The 23,000-nt window shown below is 42.4% G+C and carries 22 protein-coding genes, 1 tRNA gene, 2 pseudogenes and 1 riboswitch; of the genes and pseudogenes, 7 read left to right on the top strand and 18 right to left on the bottom strand.

What is annotated here, in order from left to right; genetic code table 11:
- Positions 1–77: 77 nt before the first annotated feature.
- The gene (locus tag NST39_RS06420) at positions 78–1,232 is read right to left on the bottom strand and encodes an MFS transporter (RefSeq protein WP_341027540.1); all 1,155 of its coding nucleotides are present in this window, start codon (positions 1,230–1,232) and stop codon (positions 78–80) included.
- A 127-nt stretch (positions 1,233–1,359) separates the two neighbouring features.
- On the opposite strand from NST39_RS06420, the gene NST39_RS06415 reads away from it, so the two are divergent.
- On the top strand, positions 1,360–2,250 hold the full coding sequence (locus tag NST39_RS06415) for a LysR family transcriptional regulator (RefSeq protein WP_050945239.1): 891 nt from the start codon (positions 1,360–1,362) through the stop codon (positions 2,248–2,250).
- A 56-nt stretch (positions 2,251–2,306) separates the two neighbouring features.
- Here the strand turns inward: NST39_RS06415 and NST39_RS06410 are convergent.
- From NST39_RS06410 to NST39_RS06350, 13 genes and pseudogenes are all read right to left on the bottom strand, one after another.
- A pseudogene (locus tag NST39_RS06410) lies at positions 2,307–2,537 on the bottom strand (SMI1/KNR4 family protein); the annotation flags it as partial.
- A gap of 109 nt (positions 2,538–2,646) precedes the next feature.
- A complete protein-coding gene (locus NST39_RS06405) occupies positions 2,647–2,820 on the bottom strand; it encodes a hypothetical protein (protein WP_003212043.1) in 174 nt (57 codons plus the stop codon).
- A complete protein-coding gene (locus NST39_RS06400) occupies positions 2,810–3,013 on the bottom strand; it encodes a tetratricopeptide repeat protein (protein WP_341027539.1) in 204 nt (67 codons plus the stop codon). Before NST39_RS06400 ends, NST39_RS06405 begins: the two co-directional genes overlap by 11 nt.
- 64 nt (positions 3,014–3,077) lie before the next feature.
- The gene (locus tag NST39_RS06395; RefSeq protein ID WP_181462043.1) at positions 3,078–3,254 is read right to left on the bottom strand and encodes a hypothetical protein; all 177 of its coding nucleotides are present in this window, start codon (positions 3,252–3,254) and stop codon (positions 3,078–3,080) included.
- Positions 3,255–3,614: 360 nt separating this feature from the next.
- The gene (locus NST39_RS06390; RefSeq protein ID WP_017359644.1) at positions 3,615–3,839 is read right to left on the bottom strand and encodes a hypothetical protein; all 225 of its coding nucleotides are present in this window, start codon (positions 3,837–3,839) and stop codon (positions 3,615–3,617) included.
- A complete protein-coding gene (locus NST39_RS06385) occupies positions 3,821–4,336 on the bottom strand; it encodes a DUF3102 domain-containing protein (RefSeq protein WP_341027537.1) in 516 nt (171 codons plus the stop codon). Before NST39_RS06385 ends, NST39_RS06390 begins: the two co-directional genes overlap by 19 nt.
- Positions 4,337–4,365: 29 nt before the next feature.
- Positions 4,366–5,283, bottom strand: a complete 918-nt coding sequence (locus NST39_RS06380) for an ETX/MTX2 family pore-forming toxin (protein WP_341027536.1) — start codon at positions 5,281–5,283, stop codon at positions 4,366–4,368.
- A 1,065-nt stretch (positions 5,284–6,348) separates the two neighbouring features.
- Positions 6,349–7,516, bottom strand: a pseudogene (locus tag NST39_RS06375) (IS3 family transposase).
- A 761-nt stretch (positions 7,517–8,277) separates the two neighbouring features.
- Positions 8,278–8,565: a hypothetical protein gene (locus NST39_RS06370; protein WP_341027535.1), complete on the bottom strand. Its 288-nt coding sequence runs from the start codon at positions 8,563–8,565 to the stop codon at positions 8,278–8,280.
- Between the two features lie 29 nt (positions 8,566–8,594).
- Positions 8,595–11,723 (bottom strand): collagen-like repeat preface domain-containing protein, encoded by a 3,129-nt coding sequence (locus tag NST39_RS06365; RefSeq protein WP_341027534.1) that lies wholly within the window; start codon positions 11,721–11,723, stop codon positions 8,595–8,597.
- A gap of 343 nt (positions 11,724–12,066) precedes the next feature.
- Positions 12,067–13,419 carry an IS1182 family transposase gene (locus tag NST39_RS06360; protein ID WP_341027533.1) on the bottom strand — a complete coding sequence of 451 codons (1,353 nt, stop codon included), beginning with the start codon at positions 13,417–13,419 and terminating at the stop codon, positions 12,067–12,069.
- Between the two features lie 328 nt (positions 13,420–13,747).
- Complete coding sequence (locus NST39_RS06355) at positions 13,748–14,551, bottom strand: peptidoglycan recognition protein family protein (protein WP_341027532.1); 804 nt, start codon at positions 14,549–14,551, stop codon at positions 13,748–13,750.
- Positions 14,552–14,604: 53 nt separating this feature from the next.
- The gene (locus tag NST39_RS06350) at positions 14,605–14,856 is read right to left on the bottom strand and encodes a phage holin (protein WP_341029944.1); all 252 of its coding nucleotides are present in this window, start codon (positions 14,854–14,856) and stop codon (positions 14,605–14,607) included.
- Here NST39_RS06350 and NST39_RS19975 point away from each other — a divergent pair.
- Both NST39_RS19975 and NST39_RS19970 read left to right on the top strand, forming a co-directional pair.
- Entirely contained in the window at positions 14,792–15,187 is a 396-nt protein-coding gene (locus NST39_RS19975) for a hypothetical protein (RefSeq protein ID WP_445662382.1), read from the top strand. The genes NST39_RS06350 and NST39_RS19975 overlap by 65 nt on opposite strands.
- 27 nt (positions 15,188–15,214) lie before the next feature.
- Positions 15,215–15,451 (top strand): tyrosine-type recombinase/integrase, encoded by a 237-nt coding sequence (locus NST39_RS19970; RefSeq protein WP_445662393.1) that lies wholly within the window; start codon positions 15,215–15,217, stop codon positions 15,449–15,451.
- A gap of 94 nt (positions 15,452–15,545) precedes the next feature.
- Here the strand turns inward: NST39_RS19970 and NST39_RS06340 are convergent.
- From NST39_RS06340 to NST39_RS06330, 3 genes are all read right to left on the bottom strand, one after another.
- Positions 15,546–15,618: transfer RNA gene (locus NST39_RS06340), tRNA-Val, on the bottom strand.
- Between the two features lie 128 nt (positions 15,619–15,746).
- Positions 15,747–16,925 (bottom strand): cystathionine beta-lyase, encoded by a 1,179-nt coding sequence (metC, locus tag NST39_RS06335; RefSeq protein WP_341027530.1) that lies wholly within the window; start codon positions 16,923–16,925, stop codon positions 15,747–15,749.
- Positions 16,922–18,040, bottom strand: a complete 1,119-nt coding sequence (locus NST39_RS06330) for a methionine biosynthesis PLP-dependent protein (protein ID WP_044140432.1) — start codon at positions 18,038–18,040, stop codon at positions 16,922–16,924. The genes metC and NST39_RS06330 overlap by 4 nt, the downstream gene beginning before the upstream one ends.
- A 79-nt stretch (positions 18,041–18,119) precedes the next feature.
- Positions 18,120–18,241: riboswitch (SAM riboswitch) on the bottom strand.
- A 221-nt stretch (positions 18,242–18,462) separates the two neighbouring features.
- Between NST39_RS06330 and NST39_RS06325 the strand changes: the two genes are divergently transcribed.
- The 3 genes from NST39_RS06325 to NST39_RS06315 are packed head-to-tail and all read left to right on the top strand — an operon-like array spanning position 18,463 to position 20,212.
- Positions 18,463–19,203, top strand: a complete 741-nt coding sequence (locus tag NST39_RS06325; RefSeq protein WP_341027529.1) for an alpha/beta hydrolase — start codon at positions 18,463–18,465, stop codon at positions 19,201–19,203.
- A gap of 52 nt (positions 19,204–19,255) precedes the next feature.
- Positions 19,256–19,771, top strand: coding sequence for a YjcG family protein (locus NST39_RS06320; protein WP_003210845.1), 516 nt, complete (start codon positions 19,256–19,258; stop codon positions 19,769–19,771).
- Positions 19,772–19,777: 6 nt separating this feature from the next.
- A complete protein-coding gene (locus NST39_RS06315; RefSeq protein WP_044140428.1) occupies positions 19,778–20,212 on the top strand; it encodes a GNAT family N-acetyltransferase in 435 nt (144 codons plus the stop codon).
- 82 nt (positions 20,213–20,294) lie between these two features.
- On the opposite strand, the gene NST39_RS06310 is transcribed toward NST39_RS06315, so the two are convergent.
- Complete coding sequence (locus NST39_RS06310) at positions 20,295–20,552, bottom strand: hypothetical protein (protein WP_003210759.1); 258 nt, start codon at positions 20,550–20,552, stop codon at positions 20,295–20,297.
- Between the two features lie 126 nt (positions 20,553–20,678).
- On the opposite strand from NST39_RS06310, the gene NST39_RS06305 reads away from it, so the two are divergent.
- A complete protein-coding gene (locus NST39_RS06305) occupies positions 20,679–22,991 on the top strand; it encodes an ATP-dependent helicase (protein WP_341027528.1) in 2,313 nt (770 codons plus the stop codon).
- Positions 22,992–23,000 lie beyond the last annotated feature (9 nt).

The following is a 23,000-nucleotide window of genomic DNA, read 5'->3' as shown; positions in this document are numbered from 1 at the left end:
TAGCTTATTTATTTAAGAATAATAGGCTATGGCAATTTCAATTGAGCACTCATATTAAAACGTCGGTCAATTTATCGTTAATTGGATCCTACTTCACGCTTTTTACCGAGATTCATGGATAACTGAACGCCAATCATCAGCATGACGATGACAAGCATTGCCACAATAGAAGCATAAAAATGTCCGCTTAGATCGAAAACCAAGCCAATGAAAAACGGACCGAATCCTCCCATGATATACCCGCCCATCTGCGACATGGCGGACCATGTACCAGCTTCCTCCGGTGTACGCGTCTCAATAATGGGCAGCATAAGTGCTAAAGGAAATAATCCACCTGCCCCAATACCTAGAAAAATGACGGCTGGCAAAATAGGCATTGGAAGTAGAAGGAAAATAAGGCCGATCAACTCTGACACACTGCATAAGATCAGAAATAATTTCGGTTTTCCTAAGCGAGTGACGACCGCTGGAACGAGTAGTGCCACCGGAATCTGAATGAGTGTAAATATGGTCAGCAGCATGGCAGCATATTGCGGACTGTTTCCGAAACTAAGAGCAATCGGTGAAATCCATGCCGTCAAAGAATAAAACATGCTGGACATAAAGCCAAAAAACAAGGTAAATTGAATCGCCTTTTTGTTTCGCAGCGGCAATTTTAACGGCAAGGTTACATGATCACTCTGCTCATTTTTGCGAGCTATACCTACCCATAGAATAAGCGCGATTACCCCTAGAATAGCCCAGCAAGACAATGCAAACGGAAGATGGTGACTGCGTAGGTAAATCGGAATGGTGAAGCCGGAAGCAAGTGCTGCCCCAATCGTCATCGAAATAGAATAAACACTCACAATCCCCGGATTTTTCGGGAAATACTTTTTGATAAAACTAGACAACAAAGGACCTGCAAAGCTAATCCCAACTCCTCCTGCAAATGCAGTGATAAGAAGGACGGCAACCGTTTGACTCGTCCCACGTAGTCCAGTAGCGATCGTGATGAGAAGAATCGAGAAAAAAAGCGTTCTCTCTAAACCAAAACGGCGGCTTAGTTTAGTTGCTACAGGTGCAAACACCCCCATGCACAAGACCGGTAAAGTGGTTAGAAGACTTGCTGTCAGCGCACTAACACCAAGCTCTGATTGGATCATACTCATCATAGAAGCCACGGACGTAATGATTGGGCGCAAGTTTAATGCAGCTAAAAATAAAGCGGCTAAATAAAATATTTTTTTCATCAATGCACTTCTTCCTCTCTCAACTTGTTGAAGTTACTTTGAGTATAAATCTGCCGCGTTCATTGATCAATACAATAATTCGTATTATAATGATAGTAAAAAACTATCATTAATGAGAGGATGACAAATGGATACTCGGCATATTACATATTTCATGGCTGTATTCGATCATTTACATTTCACAAAAGCTGCTGAGCAATTAGGGATATCACAGCCTACATTAAGCCAGCAGATTCGGCTGCTTGAAGCAGAAGTTGGGATGCCGCTCTTTGATCGAATCGGCAAAAAAGTCGTCGCTACCGAAGCGGGTTCTTTGCTATATCAATATGGGATGAAAATGCTTCAAGCTGAAAGAGATGCAAAAAATGCGATGAAAGAACTATTATCTGAAAAACGGGGAAACGTTCGACTTGCCGTTCTCCCTTCCGATCTTGACTTTCAGCTTGTTCCGCTATTTGTAGAATTTAAAACACTTTATCCTGAAACCAATCTGAAAGCATATTCAACGATCTTCGTTCGTGAAGAGGTTCTGTCGCATAAGGTGGATCTCGGCATCGGGCTGAGAGGGCCTGCGGATAAGCGTCTCATTCAAATTCCACTTGGAAGTGAGCCCTACGAATTATTTGCTCATTCAGAAAGTGAACTAGCCCAACAGAGTGAAGTGACATTGGAAGAGCTGACGCAGCATGCTTTGGTTATGTATCCGAAGGGATATCTAGGAAGAGATTTAGTAGAAGACGTATGTAAAGAACAGGGTGTGGAACTAGACACTGTCATGGAGGTTGGGTCCGCATCTTCATTATTGCAGCTGGTTGAAGCCGGCATCGGTGCAACCATTCAGCCTCGAGGATTGCTGCAACAACATGCGACATGGCCAAATATTGTTTCGATTCCTATTGCTGATCCGGCACCTGTTCGTCACTTAGAATTAACTTATTATGCAGATCGATTTGTCAGCAAAGCACAGCAGCAGCTATCTGAATGGCTAATAGACTTTTTCAAATCAAAAACAAACTAAAAATGAGGGTAAAACATGAAGAATGCAAACAGCATATTTACAAGGACAAACCGGGTAGCGATTCCTCTTAGATGGTCAAATTGAACATGATCCTTAGCCCATGAATTCGGCTGTTCGGTTGGAAAAGCATTACGAACTGTAAAGCCGCCATTCCATTCTAAAATGAGCTTTTTGTATGTATCTGGTAAAGTGACTCCAAGTGTTCCCTCTGCTTCACGAATTTGTTCCTCATCTATCTTTTTTAACGTAAAAGGACTCTTTTCTTCTTTCTCCCAGAATGATTTCAAAGTGGGTGCCTCCTCGTATCTATTGAGATAAGTATAACATTGACCAACTGTTCATTTGCTCATTCTACTTCATAAAAAAACAGACTCTTAAAGTCTGTTTTAATCTTGTCTATACGTTTTCAGTGGTTGTATTTCGATCAATCATAGTCGTGTTTCGATTTGATTTTTGTTCCTCCATTGTTGTATTCCGAATTGATTTTGTTTCAATGATTTTTAAAGTTTCTGCTGTTGAAACACTTAACAATACAATGGATAAAATGATTAGTAATTTTTTAATAATCATACAGACACTCTCCTTTTTGAATATCATTTTGAGCCTTAAGAGCCTTTCTGTAATATTCGGCAGCTTTTTCAAAGTCCCCTTTTTTTTCATAAAATAACCCGACACTTTGAGCAAATGCTTCCACATAGACATGTAGTTTCTTTTCTTCAAAAATATCAAACACTTCTTTCAAAGCTTGTTCATCAGTATCCATATAAATAGCTTTTAATGCTTTAAATAACAAGACACTTAGCGAATCATTTAGACTAGGGCTATTTTTATTGCTGTTTTTGCTCTTTTAGCTTTTTGAAAATCACAAATTGGTATACTCCAAATAGTACGGTTAGAATCATAATTGCGGTAAATATTTGATCGACTGGAAGCAAGAAATATACGACAATAAAAGATAAAAGCAAAACAAAATAACCTATATTGAACGCTTTTTTAAATGTCATCACATTACCTCCTTTTTACAATCATATCACGTTTCACCTAACCTTATAACCAACTTTTTCCCAATTAAAACAAAAAAATTCCCCATCCAACAAAAATGAGCTGGAATCGTTTGACCACATTTTCTGTTTTTGCTCCAAGTAGCCGTCTATCCCATTGTTTATAGCATCCTTTTCAAAGGCTCGGTCACTTTAACGATGCCAGATGGTAAGTCGAACACTTAAATCGTTCTGATCCTAAAAATGCTGAGAAACAATCTGGCGGATAAAATTCGGCCCCAATCAAAAGAAACTGAACAAATATTCGTTACTGAAAAAACAAAAAAACCCTTGCTAAGCAAGGGTTTAAACGATGATTCCGATTTAAGCTTTATCACCATTAATATATTTCACCAACATGGCTGCTGCGTACATAAAGAAAGCAGCGATTAATCCATTCACCATACTCCCAAAAACGACAATCAAAATCTGTCCTGCGTAATCTGTCCATGTCTTATCTGGAAATACAGCAATGTTCCATATACTCACCAGCATATAGAATCCAGTCACAACGATAAACGTCCAAACAACTAACTTTGATTTGAGCATTTACTGACAATCCCCCAATATCCATTTTCTTCTATGATAACATGGGTTCTTTTCAAATCCTCGATTAATTCATCATGATCCATATTCCTCGCTTCATCTATCTCACGTTCTAATCGCTTCTTATCTTGTTCCGCTTCCTTTAATGCTTTCTTCACTTCACGCAACTCACGCACAGTCATTTCGTCTACAGTTTTTGTTTCACCTGTTGATAGGATTTGGTGAGAAATGGTTCGAGCATCTTCGGGTATCGTCGCAATTTCGTACAAAGTTTTCAGACCTAAATGTGCGCCTGGGCGCACATTTGATTCGCTTAGATTATCGAATACTTTGATGAAACGTGCTGCCTGATATCTATCCATGTCTATATTCTCTAACCACTTAATCCACTCATCATGCACCAAATCATTCTCTTTAACATGTTTTAGTCGTCTGCCAATCTCAAATATGGCTTGACCAGCTACTTGTTTATATGAGTTGATTTCTATTAAAAAGGCCAAAGAGACTACTACACTCTTTGGCCTTTTTATTATTCTAATGGTAGAGTAAATTTATCAACTAAAATTCGTTGATTCTTTTTATTTTTTTCATAAATTTTAATAGTATACGTACTGCCATAAACGGCTTTAGTAGAAACTTTACCATCAAATGAAAAACTATTATTCACATTGTTTATTTTTAAGTTTTTTATTTCAGACTTGCCATTGTTTGATAATGCATTCCAGTAATAAATTGTGTCGTTGGACAGGTTACCTTTTTTGAGATGTGGAGTTCCATCGTACGCTATCCACAATGCAGTAGTTTTAATATCTGTGCGCCCTAAATTACCTTTGGCTGTATAGGTAGTTGTGAAATCATATTGATCTCTAGTTAGGTATGTTTCTACAACATAAGTTGTATGAGCAGGAACTATAACTGTTTGAGGAGAAGCTGTAAGTGTTTGTTTCTTTGTTTCGCTTGATACTGTTTTTGATGCTGTATTTTGAATAATATCAAACTTTTTTCCATCAATCATCTGTAACACAATAGCAATAAATCTATTGCCGCCTAAATTGAAACCAGAAACATTTGAAGTGTCAAATGTTTGAGATATCTCTTCTGAATAAGCTTGGGTTGTCAAGTTCTGTGATTCTTTTGTACCATTATAAATTTCACTTCGACCAATAAATACAGGTGATATAGAAGTTCTATTACTTGTAGTTTTTACACTAGAACTATCAATATCAAAATTTTTATAACTTGTATCAACTGATTTTGGTTCTCTAGAATATTCGTATAAACCAGTCATAGTAGTACCAGCTACTCGTTCGTGATAATAACTTATTCCAATTTGGTCTAAATCGGATTGGAGATTGTGAATCTGAATATCTTGTGCTTTTGTAACTAATGGGAATGAACTTAAAATAAAACTAAAGATAATCGTACTAAACAAAAAGACTTTTTTCATGTAATCTCATCCTTACCGTTTGTATTTTATATTGAACATAATTATCATAACACAAATATACATAAATACAATTTATTGTAAATTTAATTCACCCCTAATAGAATACCTTAGTTTTAAACGACTCAATTGTTCGTTAGATTATATCTCCACTCCTACAGTGGGCTACTTCACTTCCTTAAGTTCAACTTATCAGCTTAACACTCTCATTTAAAATGATAGTGGTGACCGTCATAGTGTTCCTATCATATAGGGTGTCGGTTAAAACTACTCCCTTTAATACCTGTCAAATGGACAGACATGAAGCTAACCCTTTGACATAAGTTTGAGGATTCCCCGGTTTCTTACAACTCCTCAATTTATTTTCACTATTAGTCTTGACTTGTCGTTTGCTTTTTGGCTTGATAGGTTGAAAGCAATGGACAACGGCTGGACAAGTTGTCTGCCTGAATTTGCTTGTAAAAAAGAAACAAGCTCAGACAGGCGACTGATCATCTTGATAGTGTATCAAGCTTATGGTATCCGTATGTGTCACCCTATTTGCCGTTGGTTATTCCCCAAACAAGCCTACTGTGTCAAGTGTCCCTAACAGTTTCAGAGAACCCAAAATGGATTCTCCTACTTGTGGCTTGTCCGCATCGTCAGAAACGATACACCCATCCTTCGTTCAGCACTTAATGGCAGCTTTCGCACTTCAGATACATGTACAAATAGGGAAGCAGGGTATGCTATTCTCATTAATTGCATTAATTTTTAGAGCTTTTTCATTTTAAATAGACAAAAGCCATCCTTGAATAACTCAAGAATGGCTTTATATCAACGTCTTTTTATATGATTCCGACTGGGCTCGAACCAGCGACCTCTACCCTGTCAAGGTGAATGACCTCATTCAAAAAAAACGTATGTTCTCTTAAAAAGACTGATTTAATAAGGTTTTATGATGAGCATTTCTGATAAAAAATGTGCATTTCTGAAGAAAACTGAAAGGGTTGGTCCCCAATCCGTCCCTATAAAAAAATAGACCTTTAGACTGACATAGCAGAATGAGACACGAATAAAACACCCTTATTAGGCTGACATGCTACCAAATGTTTTTGGTGCGTGGTAGCCTAATTTTTCTTGGATACGCTCTTCATTATAATACTTGATGTAACGGTCGATTCGTTGCCTGACATCTTTTTCTGATATAGAATTGAATTTTGTAAACATAAATTCCTCTGATTTTAAGCTGGAATGGAATGATTCAATCACTGCGTTATCCCAACAGTTACCTCGTCTCGACATACTGCTTGTAAGGTCCCTTGCCCCAGCTCCTTTTGATATGCATACGAACTGTATACACTTCCTTGGTCTGAATGCACAAGTACACCTTTAGGCAAATTCCTTTTCTCTAAAGCTGCCCTCAATGTGTCCAATATGAGTGATGTCTGTTGGTGATCATCTAGGGTATAGGCTACAACTTCGTTGTTGTATAAATCCATAATGGTCGAAAGGTAGAGCGTTCTCGGTCCATACTGAATATAAGTAATATCTGTTACCCATTTTAAATTCGGGTGTATTGCAGTGAAGTTTCGATTTAATATATTTGGGGCAATGATGACAGATTCCCCCTGTGATTTCCATTTCCTTTTACGCTTCACACGACATTGAAGATGGTATTTTTGCATGATGCGCTGTACAGTATTTCGGTTTCGTTTGATATCATATTGACGCTGAAGTAGCTTTCGAATCTTACGGTGGCCGTACCGGAACGACGTTTCGGTACATAAGGAAATAACAGCCTTCTCGACTTGTGATTTTTTACGTATTCCTTCGGATACCCAACGATAATAGGTCGATCTGGCGACCTGCAAAATATTTAAGATAGACGTTACTGTATATTTCTTCCGTAGTCTCTTGATCAAATACAAGGCTACTCCCTTTTCAACTCCTCTACGATCTCCAAATACTTTTTTAGAATTTCATTCTCCATCTTAAGGTGTTCAACCTGCCTATTCACTTTTTCCTCTTTGGATACATTGTCAGGTCCATGCCCAAAGCTATATTGTTTTCCAATTGGCTGATCGAATCGATGTAACTGATTTCCTCGATACCACTTCATCCATGTTTTAATCTGAGATACATTCTTTATATGATATTTATCCATAATTTGTTGATTGGTAAACTGCCCGCTTAATTTATCTTTCACAACCGCCCATTTTATTTCAGCTGAATATTTGTTTTTTTCATAAAAAATACCCTCCAAATTAGCACTTAGTTTAAGTGTATCACTTGAAGGGTGTTTTTTTATGTCCCATTTGACTAGGTTAGTCTACTTAAAGGATCTGTTTTATTTTTGCCTATAGATTTTAAGATGATATGTCTTTTGGGGATCATTGTCAGGTTTTGATCATTTTTTTACTTACCCTGTCCGCCCTTGAATATCATACTTACAAGGATCGATTTCGCGCATTAATTTTTTATGGTTTTCCGAACTTTCCCTCTTACAACTATCACACCCCTATCCATCATCCTCATGGCATCATACCAGCTTTTTTAGTATTGCTTTTTCGATTTAATTAGAACGGGATGACTCTGTTAAAGTCATCCCTGAGTTTCAATTACGTGATTAATATATCAACACTCTTAACCCACTGTGGAATCACCAAAACTATCTTAGATTACAACGACCTCGTTTCCTGTTTAATTGATATATTTAATTTGCGCGGCTAGAGTTAAGACTTTCTCAATATTGGAGCCAAATTACCTGCGACTATAATACTTTTTCCAACCAATACAGTGCTACGCAACTATCTTACTAATATATAGCAAACGAAGCTGGTGTTCTATTTATTACAATCCAGAGCTATCATGATTAAAAACACTAACTCCTCCTGTTAATAGAACACCATAATACCAACACACATTACAAAGTTATCCAACTAACTATCGTTGCTAAGTCAATATATAAACCTAATATAAACGGATTAATATCAACCAATCCTGTTACTACTGTGATCAACTGATTTTGACAACAGTAAATCTTACCAGATTTATTGAAATAGCCTGCCCGCTAACATTCCTTAATTGAAGTGTACTTCCTGCAGCAACTTGAGCTGCAAAACCGATAGCTGTTACTTCTAGACCAGCTGTGGTTGCGTTAACTCTACCACTACCGATAGCAAAAACACCATTGAGGATTATATCAATGAAAAGCGGACCAGCTTGCCCAGCATCAGCGGAAACAATTGCCTTTAAGTCATAAGTACCACTTTGTGGTAAGACAAGAGTATCTGGAGGAGTCAAAGTTATATTATCAAAGAAATTATTCCCAATTAATGGAATATTAGCATTATCAGCAATGGTTTCAGGAACGAATCTAGCAATAGCGGAGAGGCTGTTGCAAGCGTTCCCGTGGCTCCTGTATCTCCTGTGGCTCCCGTTGCTCCTGTGGCTCCGGTTGGTCCGGTTGCTCCTGTGGCTCCTGTATCTCCTGTGGCTCCCGTTGCTCCTGTGGCTCCGGTTGGTCCGGTTGCTCCCGTTGCTCCTGTGGCTCCTGTATCTCCTGTGGCTCCTGTGGCTCCTGTGGCTCCCGTTGCTCCTGTGGCTCCGGTTGCTCCCGTTGCTCCTGTGGCTCCTGTGGCTCCGGTTGCTCCCGTTGCTCCTGTGGCTCCGGTTGCTCCCGTTGCTCCTGTGGCTCCGGTTGCTCCCGTTGCTCCTGTGGCTCCGGTTGGTCCGGTTGCTCCTGTATCTCCTGTGGCTCCGGTTGGTCCGGTTGCTCCCGTTGCTCCTGTGGCTCCGGTTGCTCCCGTTGCTCCTGTGGCTCCGGTTGCTCCCGTTGCTCCTGTGGCTCCGGTTGGTCCGGTTGCTCCTGTATCTCCTGTGGCTCCGGTTGGTCCGGTTGCTCCCGTTGCTCCTGTATCTCCTGTGGCTCCCGTTGCTCCCGTTGCTCCTGTGGCTCCGGTTGGTCCTGTATCTCCTGTGGCTCCGGTTGGACCGGTTGCGCCGGTTGCTCCCGTTGCTCCCGTGGCTCCGGTTGCTCCCGTGGCTCCTGTATCTCCTGTGGCTCCTGTTGGTCCGATTGCTCCCGTGGCTCCTGTATCTCCTGTGGCTCCTGTTGGTCCGGTTGCTCCCGTGGCTCCCGTGGCTCCTGTGGCTCCTGTTGGTCCGGTTGCTCCCGTGGCTCCTGTGGCTCCTGTTGGTCCGGTTGCTCCCGTTGCACCTGTATCTCCTGTGGCTCCTGTTGGTCCGGTTGCTCCTGTGGCTCCGGTTGCTCCTGTGGCTCCTGTTGGTCCGGTTGCTCCCGTGGCTCCTGTATCTCCTGTGGCTCCTGTTGGTCCGGTTGGTCCGGTTGCTCCCGTTGCACCTGTATCTCCTGTGGCTCCTGTTGGTCCGGTTGCTCCCGTGGCTCCTGTGGCTCCTGTTGGTCCGGTTGCTCCCGTTGCACCTGTATCTCCTGTGGCTCCTGTTGGTCCGGTTGCTCCCGTGGCTCCGGTTGCTCCCGTGGCTCCCGTGGCTCCTGTATCTCCCGTTGCTCCTGTTGCTCCGGTTGCTCCCGTGGCTCCTGTATCTCCTGTGGCTCCTGTTGGTCCGGTTGCTCCCGTTGCACCTGTATCTCCTGTGGCTCCTGTATCTCCTGTTGCTCCCGTGGCTCCTGTTGGTCCGGTTGCTCCCGTGGCTCCTGTATCTCCTGTGGCTCCGGTTGCGCCTGTGGCGCCTGTTGGACCAGTGTCACCGGTTGCGCCTGTAGCTCCTGTGGATCCCGTTGGGCCTGTTGCACCTGTGGCTCCTGCTGCTGCTATTAAAGTGTAGTCTGGTGATGAGCCCGGTACGCCCGTTGGTGGTGCGGTATTCACTACAAACGTACTGCCATTAGAAGTTACCACTTGACCTACTGGGTATGTCGGACTGACTACTGGATCAAACGCTACGATTCCTGTTAATCCTGCGCCGGTTGCTCCGGTTGCACCTGTGGCTCCTGTGGCTCCTGTGACTCCTGTGGCACCTGTATCTCCGGTTGCTCCTGGATCTCCGGTTGCTCCTGTTGCTCCTGGATCTCCGGTTGCTCCTGTGGCTCCGGTCGCTCCGGTGGCTCCCGTGGCTCCGGTTGGACCCGTTACTCCTGTTGCCCCGATAGCTCCTGTTGCTCCTGGATCTCCTGTTGCCCCGGTGGCTCCCGTGGCTCCGGTTGGACCCGTTACTCCTGTTGCCCCGGTAGCTCCTGTTGCTCCTGGATCTCCTGTTGCCCCGGTGGCTCCCGTGGCTCCGGTTGGACCCGTTACTCCTGTTGCCCCGATAGCTCCTGTTGCTCCTGGATCTCCTGTTGCCCCGGTGGCTCCCGTGGCTCCGGTTGGACCCGTTACTCCTGTTGCCCCGATAGCTCCTGTTGCTCCTGGATCTCCTGTTGCCCCGGTGGCTCCCGTGGCTCCGGTTGGACCCGTTACTCCTGTTGCCCCGATAGCTCCTGTTGCTCCTGGATCTCCTGTTGCCCCGGTGGCTCCCGTGGCTCCGGTTGGACCCGTTGCTCCTGTTGCCCCGGTAGCTCCTGTTGCTCCTGGATCTCCTGTTGCCCCCGTGGCTCCGGTTGGACCCGTTACTCCTGTTGCCCCGGTAGCTCCTGTTGCTCCTGGATCTCCTGTTGCCCCGGTGGCTCCCGTGGCTCCGGTTGGACCCGTTACTCCTGTTGCCCCGGTAGCTCCTGTTGCTCCTGGATCTCCTGTTGCCCCGGTGGCTCCCGTGGCTCCGGTTGGACCCGTTACTCCTGTTGCCCCGATAGCTCCTGTTGCTCCTGGATCTCCTGTTGCCCCGGTGGCTCCCGTGGCTCCGGTTGGACCCGTTGCTCCTGTTGCCCCGGTAGCTCCTGTTGCTCCTGGATCTCCTGTTGCCCCGGTGGCTCCCGTGGCTCCGGTTGGACCCGTTACTCCTGTTGCCCCGGTAGCTCCTGTTGCTCCTGGATCTCCTGTTGCCCCGGTGGCTCCCGTGGCTCCGGTTGGACCCGTTACTCCTGTTGCCCCGGTAGCTCCTGTTGCTCCTGGATCTCCTGTTGCCCCGGTAGCTCCTGTTGCTCCTGGATCTCCTGTTGCCCCGGTAGCTCCTGTTGCTCCTGGATCTCCTGTTGCCCCGGTGGCTCCCGTGGCTCCGGTTGGACCCGTTACTCCTGTTGCCCCGGTAGCTCCTGTTGCTCCCGTGACACCCGTGGCTCCTACTCCTGGTCCCGTTGGACCGGTTGGACCGGTTGGACCTGCTGGGCCTCTTCTACCTCTACCCCCTGGCCGACCTTGGATGACACACACACAAGGATCCTTTCCACAGCAAGGATTTTTCACTGGTTTTCTTGTTTTTCCTTTCTTACAGCTATCACACTCCCAGTCATAATCTTCATACGAACCATACCAACTTCCTCGCTTATTATTATTTCCCGAATGAGATGTACATAATTTTCCACAATGTCTACACCTTTTCATAAAATCACCTCTTTGACATCTTATGCATCTGATCTACATTAGTGAGATTGTTTAGCAAAATGAATAAAAAGTCTAAATTAACAGATGATTTATAACAACATTTTTATTATTGATAAATATGTATAATGTTCTTTTTCTTATATAGTTTTCAAAAAAGCATTAGTAAGGAATTACAATAAATTATTCCCCTCCACAAGAAAAGAAAAATAAGATAAAGACACAAAAAAAAGACCTCCCCATAAGGGGAGACAGATTGTAGAGAAACTCATGTTTTTCTACAATCTTTTTTATTTTCATCGTAATGATGATGGATGAGATTTAATGAAAAAGGCCTCCCACACACCTAACCTAGCTTCGCTAGGTGTGTGGCAATCTTCTTCATGTTCTGACAGGCGGCTGTGAGAAGCACTTGCTCACTCACATTTTGTTTTCCCCTCAACCGGCAGTAGCGAAGCCCATGCAGTTGTTTTGAATCTGCAAAGCTTCGCTCTATTTTTTCTTTTCTTTTTTTATATAGCTCTTTTCCAGAAGCAGACAGACGATTTTGTCTGATCTTTTCTTTATGTTCTTCCCATACATGTCTTGAGATCACTTTTTGATGATTTTTCGACCTTGTACAGCGCTCTAGGAAAGGACACGATACGCATTTTTTAGGGTCTGATTTGTAGAATCGATAACCTTTTCGGTCAGTTGTTGTATATAATAGCTTCTCACCATTTGGGCATACGTAATGATCATGTTCAGAGTCATAATGAAATTTCCACTTCTCAAATAATCCTCTTGTTGGATGAAAGCGTCTATGTGCGATGACACCAAAAATATGGCGATCCGATAAACCTTTACAGATTGGGGTTGTCAAATAACCAGAATCAAGGGCAACAGCTTCTACTTGAAAACCAAATCGGGCGATTTGGTGATCCAATCGATCAAGATATGGAACGGAATCATGGACATTGCCGGGTGTGACATGGGCATCTGTGATGATGTTGTGCTTCATATCCGTTGTACGGTGGTCTAGGTAGAAAAAGCCTTCTGGCTTGTTTTCACGATAAAGATAGCCACTTTCAGGATCAGTCTTACTTTGACGAATGTCTTTTTCCGTTTTCACCTCCTCTTTTACCTTTAAGGGCTTTTTTCCGTGTGCCATCCGATCTTCTTGGACCGCTTCTTCTAATTCATTGATATAGTTCTGGGTATCTTGTTCAATCGTTTTTCTCGTATATTTATGTTTATTGGCATTGGCTTTAAGATGAGTCGAATCAGTAAAAAGAACGCGGCCTCCTACCATATCATGATTGATGGCTTGAAGCACAATTTCATCAAAAATGTCTTGAAAAATCGTTGTATCTTTGAATCGAGTACGACGATTCCAGCTAATGGTCGAGTGGTGGGGAACGGGGTCATTGATGTTCAAACCTAAAAACCATCTATACGCCATGTTATAGTAAATTTCTTTTTCAAGTTGTCTTTCAGAACGGATACCGTACAGGTATCCGATAAACATCATTTTGAACAAAATAAGTGGATCAAGAGAAGGACGACCTTTATTCTCACTATAATAGGGTTTGACTTTATCTACGATAAATGAAAAATCAATGTACTGATCAATTTTACGAAGCAGGTGATCCTCTTCGACCAGTTGATCTAGCAATACAAATTCGGCTTCGTGCTGAGAAGAATTTCTAGTGTGGAACATGAGAAAAACACCTTCCTTTAGTATGCTTTTCTCTATTATAAAACGGGGGAATGGAAACTTTAAGGGAAAAAATAAAGCTGTCGAGATTTTCTCGACAGCCTGCCTCCCCATAAGGGGAGATTTTTTCTAGATGGGGTAAAACCATAAAAGATTAAAGACATACGGTCTGTATACTATATGTAAGTGGAATTGGAAAAGTGATTATTTATAAATTTGGAGTTATAACCACTAGAAGATTTGGGTAAAATATGTAAGGAGAACCTCCTCTAACGCTTGCGGATAGAAAAAGACCTCATTTGATGGTGAGGTCTTTTTTATTTTTTGATAATTATTTCAATGATTTTTGAAGAGCTGCTTTAGTCTTTGGACCATAAATACCATCAGCCACAAGTCCATGCATGAGCTGGAATCGTTTGACCGCATTTGCTGTCTTTGGACCATAGTAGCCGTCAATGCCGTTATTTTTTGCCCCTTTATCAGGGTAGAAATATGCAGCAGCAAGGGCTTCCTGCAATGCTTTTACTCCCGCTCCCTTTGTAAGAGGCTTGGTCACTTTAATGATTCCAGATGGTAAGTTAAATGATTTTTTAGGTTTAGGCTTGGATGGCGTATTTTTGACAGGTGTTGCTTTAACAGGCTTAGCTGTTGCCTTTTTACCTGTATGAGCGGTTGCAATACCCGTTTTGAAGGAATCCCAACGATTCAACAGCTTGCGAGGACAATTTTTGCCACTCCATCTCTTATGTGGCACAACGTTTGCCAATGGAATGCCTTGCTCTGTCATCAGCTTCCGAATGAGCCATTGAGCATTTTCAACCGCTTTTTCAAAATTGCCGTCTGCGTTTTCGCAAATCTCAATTCCAATTGACTTCATGTTTCCGGTTCCTCGTCCATCTCCTGTATGCCATACGTTTTCGTTTAACGGCAGATGTTGATAAATGACTTTATCATCCACTATAAAGTGCCAGCTTATAGCTGTATTAGGATTTTTCACATAATTGACATGACGCAAGGCATTTGCTCCTTGGTCCGTGTTAGCGGTATTGTGAACCGTAATATATAGCGGCTTCATCCTATTTCCTGGTCTGTTGCGGTTACTCTTTGGAATAAAATATTTAATGATTTTCACCACGTTCATCCTCTCCTTTTGGTGTATTAAAAAGAGCCACCTCTCATGGCAGCTCTTTATTTCGTTAATCCTTTTTCTTTTAGAACTTCTTTTTGCAGCTTTCCTTTATCCGTCACATAGTTGTTTTTGAACCATGCCATCAAGGTTGTGACAATTGTAAAAATCATTGAGACTGCAAGATATAACGTATCAGCCAGAGATGTGACTTGATCTTCATCAATTGGCAAAACAGGTTTGCCAAACATGATTAGCTCCTGGTTGATTAATGCAATAAAATGTATAAAAATTTTGTATAAAGAAGTTGATATTAAATGGAGACTTTATTTTTTAGCTGCTATGATCGGCGGTCTAAGACGCGGTGAAGGTCTTGCACTTGAATGGCATTTGGATGTTGATTGGGCTCTCGGCGGCTTTCATATTAATCGTTCAATTCCAAAGACAGTTGATGGCAAACCCTATGTTAAAGAACCTAAATCAAGAAGTTCTAAACGTTTTGTAAAGATGCCTAACTGGTATATGGATGAATTAAAGCAGTACCATATCATGTGGAAAAAAGAAAAACTATTAGTTGGTGACTTATGGGAAGGAGATGATCACCAATATTTATTTCATAATGGCTTTGGTGAGCCTTATTATTAGACAACCCCTACTTCCAAATGGTCAAAAATCAAAAACAAACACAAATTAAAAAACATTCGACTACATGATTTAAGACATACAATGGTCGCTCTCCTTAAAGAGGCAGGTGAGAGCATTAATGCTATTCAGAAAAGAGCCGGACATGCTAGTGCTAAAACAACCTCAGATATTTATGGTCATGTAACAAACAAATTAGAATTTAACACTGCAGAACACCTTAATCGTTTTTATCCAAAAAATATTGAGAAACAATCTGGTGGATAAAGATCGTCCCCAATTCGTCCCCAATCAACAGAAACAGAACAATTATTCGTTTTCAGAAAAACAAAAAACCCTTGCTAGGCAAGGGTTTAAACGATGATTCCGACTGGGCTCGAACCAGCGACCTCTACCCTGTCAAGGTAGCGCTCTCCCAGCTGAGCTACGGAATCGGGTTATGTATCAGTTCTGGGCTTTCTGTTACTGACAGTCTCTATTATATAACCATCATAACCAGTCGTCAATGGTTTTGTTCAAAAAAGGTCAAAAAGCCGGCGGCTGTGCCGGCTTTTTCTCTTCTTTATGATTGGTTTACAAGAACGGGCTTGAGTTGATCGAGTGCTTGTTTGAAGTCGCGTTTGAGGTCTTCTCCGTTTTCTACTCCTACACTTAATCGAAGCAGGCCGTCCGTAATCCCTCTTTTTTCTCTTTCTTCTTTTGGCATAGCAGCATGTGACATTTTGGCTGGGTATGACAGAATGGATTCGACGGCGCCAAGGCTGACGGCGAATACAGGTAATGTGACAGCATCCACTAATTCTTTGACAGCTGCTTGGTTTTCTAATTCAAATGAGAGAACTGCTCCAGCTCCGCTCGCTTGCTTTCGCTGAATGTCTGCACCAGGATGGTCATCTAAGCCTGGATAGTATACTTTTTTCACCGCAGGATGTTCTTTGAGAAATGAAGCGAGTTCTAATGCCGTTTGGCTTGCTTTTTCTAATCTGACTTGAAGGGTTTTTAACCCTCTTAATACGAGCCAGCAATCCTGCACGCCAAGGACCGCACCGAAGGAGTTTTGCAGCGAATAAAGTTCCTCACCCAGTTTCTCGTCTTTCACTACAGCTAAGCCTGACAGTACATCACTGTGACCGCTTAAAAATTTCGTTGCGCTGTGCAGGACAACGTCAACACCAAGATCAAGCGGACGCTGAAGAGCGGGTGTTAAAAATGTATTATCTAAAAAAGTCAGACATCCATGTTCTTTGGCAAGCTGGACGACGCCCCCAATATCCGTAATTCCTAGCGTAGGGTTTGACGGCGTTTCCATGTAAATGACTTTTGTATTTGATTGAATGCCTCTTTTGACTTCATTCAAATCCGTCATGTCCACAAAGGTATGCTCAATGCCAAATCGCGAAAGAACTTGAGTAATCATTCTGAAAGTACCGCCATACACATCTCTTGTGACAAGGACGTGATCTCCTTTTGATAATAGAAGAAAAGCAGTTGAGATGGCTGCCATGCCTGATGCAAAAGCAAGCCCTCTTGTTCCTCCTTCTAGCGCCGCAATCGTATCCTCTAATGCTTGACGTGTAGGAGTTCCCGATCTTGAGTAGTCATATTGACCAAAATCATCGAAGCTGCTTTGATGAAAGGTGGATGCATGCTGAATCGGCACACTGACTGCACCTGTTGAACGGTCTGTTTTGAATGCATTATGAACGAGTTGGGTTTCGAATGTCCAATCATGTGTGGTCATTTGGCATGTACCTCCTCTTTTACTTGTGATAGTGCCTGCTTTAAGTCTGCCTTCAGGTCATCTACGTGCTCAATACCAACGGAGAAACGGAGCAGTTTGTTACACACACCGTTTGCAATGCGAATTTCCTCAGGAATATCCATGTGCGTTTGCGTCGCAGGATACGTAATGAAGCTTTCGATTCCGCCAAGACTTTCAGCAAAACAAATCGTTTTCAGCTGCTTTAAAAATGGATTGACCCAGTCCTCTTCGGCTACACGGAATGACAGCATTCCTCCTTTGCCTGGGTAAAGGACATCTTGAATTTCTGGCTGTTTCTTTAAAAACTCAGCTAGCTCCTTCGCATTTGCCTCGTGCTGGCGCATTCTAAGTGCCAGTGTTTTCATCCCTCTCATTAACAGCCATGAGTCAAATGGAGATAAAACGGCGCCAATTGCGTTTTGATGCTGGAACATGTCTTCAGAGAGCTTCTCTCCTTTTGTCACCACAAGCCCGGCAAGAACGTCATTGTGTCCACCTAAATATTTGGTTGCACTATGGATGACAATGTCCGCTCCAAGCGTAATCGGCTTTTGCAAAACGGGTGTGTAAAAGGTGTTATCGACAATGACCAAAGCGCCATGTTCTTTTGCAATCTTCGCTATTTTTTGAATATCCGCTTCCTGCATAAGTGGATTTGTCGGCGTTTCAATAAAGACTGCTTTTGTGTTTGGCGTGATTTTAGAGCGTAAACAGTCTTCATCTGAAAAATCATCGTAAAGAAAACGTAAGCCGTACTTTTTCCATTCGTTTTCAAACAAACGATATGTACCGCCATATAGGTCTGATGAGACGATGAGTTCATCACCGCTTTCAAATAGCGCCATGATCGTTTGGATCGCAGCCATTCCCGAACTGAAGGCAAATCCGGCCGTCCCTTCTTCGAGTGAAGCAATCGCATCCTCTACAAGCTGCCTTGTTGGGTTTTTCGTTCGAATGTAATCAAATCCGGTTGATTCCCCTATGCCTCTATGTCTGTATGCTGTTGAAAGATAAACGGGGGGACTGACCGTACCAGTCGCCTCTTCGCTGCGGTTTCCAATTTGCGCTAATGTCGTTTCCACATGTTCTGTCATTTGACACCATCCTAAGTAAAAATCTGATTTCAAAACAGAAAACCCCTTCTTCATAAGAAGAAGGGGTTTTAATCGCTTCCTCTTATCTTCCAAGCAAAAAAGCTGCTTGCTGGATTTAGCACCTTGGTACATCACATGAAGTGATGCATACCGGTTGCTGAGGTTTCAAAGGGCCAGTCCCTCCACCTCTCACGATAAGAATGTGTTGTCTGTCTGTTCTAATTCTTAATACTGTAACGCATTAAATCTCATTTTTCAAGAGGAATCTGAACAATTAATTGAAATTTTCTGTATTTTATAACAGATTCGGTGTTAACTGAATTGATTGCATGTTAGCATATAGGAACAACGCTATTTTTCATGTTACAATGAATGGAAACGTTTCACTTTGTGATGAAATCGGTTAGCTGGAGGAATGGATTATGGTGAAGAAAACAGGCATTATTCAAGAAAAAACCTTACATTCAAAAGAACTTGGGGCGGATATGACCCTTTTGATCTATTTGCCAGTCAATTATTCCCCCCTTTATACATATCATGTCATCATTGCCCAAGATGGTCATGATTATTTCCGCTTAGGAAAAATAGGCAGACAGGCAGAAGAATTGATGCAAAACAAAGAAATGGAACGCTCCATTATCATTGGTGTCCCTTATGAAAATGTCACGGAAAGACGGAATACGTATCATCCAGATGGCACAAAATTTGAAGCGTATAAACGCTTTTTAGCAAATGAACTTGTCCCTTATATTGATACGCACTACCCTACCTATCAAATTGGCTCAGGACGCACGTTTATTGGTGATTCGCTAGGTGCTACGATTTCCCTTATGACAGCGATTGATTATCCTTCTTTATTTGGCGGACTCATTTTGCAGTCTCCTTACGTTGATGATTCAGTCTTAGAAGCTGTTAAACAGTCGACAGCCCTTTCTCATTATGCGATTATCCATCAAATTGGACTGGAAGAAACGGCTGTGAAAACGACAGATGGCCAAGTGCTTGATTTTATTCAGCCAAACGACGATTTAAAGGCACTTCTTGAACAGTCAGGTGCGGATTATTTATTTGAGACATTCGAAGGGGATCATAAATGGACGTTTTGGCAGCCACTCATTGCGCCTTCGTTAAAAAGAATGCTCCCATATTCGTTAATCAACTGAATTTTGTTATAATAAACAATAATAAATACTTTCTTAATCAGGAGGGAACACGATGAAATACGGAGTTGTTATATTTCCATCAAAAAAATTGCAAGATATTGCGAACTCTTACCGGAAGCGTTATGATCCGAACTATGCACTCATACCGCCTCATTTAACACTTAGAACACCTTTTGAATTAACGGATCTAGAAGCGGCTGAGGTCGTCTCAACGTTAAGAGAGTATGCAAAAAATGTTTCTCCTATTACGTTACGTATTAAAAAATTCAGTTCATTCGCTCCTGTAAACAACGTCATTTATATGAAAGTAGAACCGAACGAGGAAATCATGGCGCTCAATGAAAGATTGTACGCAGATCCACTTGAAGGTACACCTGAATATGCCTTTGTTCCGCATGTGACAGTGGCTCAAAAACTATCAGATGATGAGCATTCAGACGTACTTGGCACATTAAAGCTGAGAAAGATTGACCATGAAGAAACAGTGGATCGCTTCCACCTTTTATATCAATTAGAGAACGGATCTTGGACCGTCTATGAAACATTTATTTTAGGAGAAGAGGGTTAAGTACACTTGAAAACAGTCATCGCAACAGCACAAACACAACGAGAAGATGCATATTACGTTCGAAAAGAAGTATTCGTCAAAGAACAAGAAGTCCCAATAGAGATTGAAATAGATGAACTAGAAGACGAGGCCATTCATTTTGTCATTTATAACGATGAAATGAAGCCTCAAGCAGCCGCTAGATTACGGATCATTGAAGGGCCAAAGGCAAAGCTAGAACGAATTTGTGTGTTAAAAGAGGCGCGCGCTTTCGGCCTTGGCCACAAACTATTAGAAGCGCTAGAAACAGAAGCCATTGCGAATGGAGCGAAGGAAGCGGTTATGCACGCACAAGTCCAAGCTCTTCCTTTCTACGAAAAAAAAGGCTACAAAGCCGTATCTGAACCGTTTGAAGAAGCGGGGATCACACATGTCAAAATGACAAAAACACTGTCTGTTTGACCAAAAGAAAAGCCAGAGCATTCAAGATGCCCTGGCTTTTCTTTCTTTATCATCGTTCGTCAATGGAAGAAAGCGCAATCATTTATATATACGTATTAATATGAACGCCTTTGCCTTCCTCCATAAACATATCTCGTACAAAGCGTTCCCGCTTTTTTTGTTGTACTTTCGTTTCCGCTTCTGTCACTAAGTCCTCTTTTTTCTCCAGCTCTCTGTATATCTTGTCATGAAAGGTGCGAGTAACCTTAGTTACTTTCGCGTAGTCTTCTTTATCCTGAGGAGCAGGACGATTGATATACTGAAAATACAGATCCGGCTGAATCGGGGCTATATATCCCATCAAGAACGCCTCCTTTGCTTCTCTTCTACTCTACTATTCCCTAATTAATACTGTTTGAAACACGTCTCATTTGATATGATTAGATGTGTTTCTTTTTAAGATTGATTAACTATTGGAGGACTAGCTTTGAAATGCGCACGACGACATGATCGAACGATCTCATTACATACGTATTCGAGAGAACATTATCAATTCCTCCATGACGAGGGAAAAAAAGGGCACTTATTCTGCCCATATTGCGGACAACCAGTCTTTTTCAGATTAAATATACATGAAGAACCTGCCTTTATTCATAAACATATGTCTCAGCAAGTGCTGTGTGAACAAGCAGAAGAACAAGAAGATCAGAAAAAACACGCAGATCGAGAGGAAAGTGCTTCTTATAAAGAACTTGGGGGCTTCCGTTTTCCAACAGGTAAACAAATCATCTCGCAAACGAATGAATCATATGACTGGCAGGAACCAAGGTCGATTCAATTTAGTGATGCGTTACATTTAGAAGAGAATGAACAAGCACATACCATCGATCTCTTTCCGCATATCACCTTTAGCACACCGCAGCTTCAAGCTGTCACACATAAAGACGGTCCAATGCTGGTGCTGGCTGGCGCTGGCAGCGGGAAAACAAGAGTCCTAACAGCAAGAGCGGCTTATCTCATGTCACATCATCATATTCCTGCTCACCATATCTTACTCGTGACTTTCACCACAAAAGCCAGCAGTGAAATGAAAGAAAGACTGCGCAAGCAATATCAGCTTCACCCATCACAAGCAAGCCAAGTGGTGACAGGCACCTTCCACAGTCTTTTTTATAAAATGCTGCTTCACGATGACGCAAACAAATGGAATGGGCAGCACCTGATTAAGTTTGATTGGCAGAAGGAACAGTACATTCGGAAAGCCATCATGAATGAAGGACTAGATGAAAAAAACTACCCTACCGATCAAGTCCTGCAATCGATCGGCTATTGGAAAAATGCTTTTTTACCAGGTGAGCTTCCTGATTTGAAGGATGAAAAGGAAAAGCACATGTGGACGATCTATCAATCTTATGAACATCAAAAACGAGACAATCAGCAATTTGACTTTGATGACATGGCCATTGCCTGCTTGCACATGCTGACTGAACAGCCTGAACTGCTGGAACGGTATCAAGAACGGTTCAAATATATATTGGTGGATGAATTTCAGGATATAAATCCAGTTCAATATCAATTGATTCAGCTGTTAGCTGGAGAATGTGAGCAGCTATTTTGTGTCGGTGATGATGATCAAGCCATTTATGCCTTTAGGGGCAGTAATCCTGCTTTCATTCTTGAATTCAAACGAGATTATCCTTCGGCTCAGATTGTCCATTTACATGCCAATTATCGGTCGCATCATACAATTGTCGCAAGTGCGGATGCCATTATTAAGAAAAATCAGCATCGTTATGAGAAAACGTTAAAAGCCGTCCGATCGGAGACAATCCCTCCTACGCTCTTTTATCCATATGACGAGGAAGAAGAAGCGACCATGATCGTGGCAGATATTCAGGAGAAAATTAAAAACGGCGCAAAGCCGAATGATATGTGCGTACTCTTTCGCACCAATACGGGAGGCCGCGCGATTTATGAGCGTCTGCATCAATCCGCGATTCCGTATGAGACGGAGGCTGGTGTCAAAGCCTTCTACAGCAGACGAATTGTTCGGGTTCTTCTCGCCTTTCTCTCTTTAAGTCAGGATGCCGATGATGTGGCTGCTATGAAACAGCTGCTTCCGGTTTTCTTTTTAAAGCAGCAGACCTTAAACACAATGAAGGCACTAACCATCACGGAAGATTGTTCAATGGTCGAAGCACTCGGAAAACTAACAGATATTCAGCCGTTTCAACGGAAAAAGCTGCAATCCATTGTTCCTCTGTTCCGCACGTTACGAAATTTAAAGCCGTCTGACGCTGTGGCGTTTATTGAACAAAAGATGGGACTTGGTGATTACTTGAAAAAACGAGTGAATGATACGAATGTACTTGAAAAAGGGGCGGATGATGTACGAGATGTAAAAACCGCCGCCAAACGCTTTGAAACGATTGAAGCCTTTCTCGCACATGCCGAACATATGAAATCTGCTGAAAAAGAAAAAACAGACGAACCAGGTGTTCAGCTCATGACGATTCACCGTGCAAAGGGACTGGAATTCCAAACGGTGTACATCACTTGCGTGGTCGACGGAGCACTGCCACATGATTTCTCACTCGATGAACTCAGAAACGGTGATGAAGAAGCCTTGGAAGAAGAGCGCCGTTTATTATATGTGGCCATGACAAGAGCTGAACAATCTCTTTATCTATCGGTTCCATCATTTAGACGAGGAAAAACTGCTCATCGCTCGCGCTTTTTGTATCCCCTTCTAAAGAAAAACCGAGAATTATTCACAGAAAAACAACAGGCCCCCCTTTAAGCGGAGAGC

This window comes from Bacillus sp. FSL W8-0645 (assembly GCF_038007905.1).
Lineage (GTDB): Bacteria > Bacillota > Bacilli > Bacillales > Bacillaceae > Bacillus > Bacillus pumilus.
The sequence above is the reverse complement of the archived record's forward strand: the minus strand, read 5'-3'. Positions and strand labels throughout refer to the sequence as shown.

Coding starts and splice junctions, on each gene's coding strand:
- NST39_RS06395 (WP_181462043.1), bottom strand. CDS start 3,254: ATGACATTTAAAAAAGCGTTCAATATAGGTTATTTTGTTTTGCTTTTA.
- NST39_RS06310 (WP_003210759.1), bottom strand. CDS start 20,552: ATGGGATATATAGCCCCGATTCAGCCGGATCTGTATTTTCAGTATATC.
- NST39_RS06325 (WP_341027529.1), top strand. CDS start 18,463: ATGGTGAAGAAAACAGGCATTATTCAAGAAAAAACCTTACATTCAAAA.
- metC (WP_341027530.1), bottom strand. CDS start 16,925: ATGACCACACATGATTGGACATTCGAAACCCAACTCGTTCATAATGCA.
- NST39_RS06365 (WP_341027534.1), bottom strand. CDS start 11,723: ATGAAAAGGTGTAGACATTGTGGAAAATTATGTACATCTCATTCGGGA.
- NST39_RS06415 (WP_050945239.1), top strand. CDS start 1,360: ATGGATACTCGGCATATTACATATTTCATGGCTGTATTCGATCATTTA.
- NST39_RS06420 (WP_341027540.1), bottom strand. CDS start 1,232: ATGAAAAAAATATTTTATTTAGCCGCTTTATTTTTAGCTGCATTAAAC.
- NST39_RS06330 (WP_044140432.1), bottom strand. CDS start 18,040: ATGACAGAACATGTGGAAACGACATTAGCGCAAATTGGAAACCGCAGC.
- NST39_RS06400 (WP_341027539.1), bottom strand. CDS start 3,013: ATGGATACTGATGAACAAGCTTTGAAAGAAGTGTTTGATATTTTTGAA.
- NST39_RS06390 (WP_017359644.1), bottom strand. CDS start 3,839: ATGCTCAAATCAAAGTTAGTTGTTTGGACGTTTATCGTTGTGACTGGA.
- NST39_RS06405 (WP_003212043.1), bottom strand. CDS start 2,820: ATGATTATTAAAAAATTACTAATCATTTTATCCATTGTATTGTTAAGT.
- NST39_RS06360 (WP_341027533.1), bottom strand. CDS start 13,419: ATGTTCCACACTAGAAATTCTTCTCAGCACGAAGCCGAATTTGTATTG.
- NST39_RS06320 (WP_003210845.1), top strand. CDS start 19,256: ATGAAATACGGAGTTGTTATATTTCCATCAAAAAAATTGCAAGATATT.
- NST39_RS19975 (WP_445662382.1), top strand. CDS start 14,792: ATGATTAGCTCCTGGTTGATTAATGCAATAAAATGTATAAAAATTTTG.
- NST39_RS06380 (WP_341027536.1), bottom strand. CDS start 5,283: ATGAAAAAAGTCTTTTTGTTTAGTACGATTATCTTTAGTTTTATTTTA.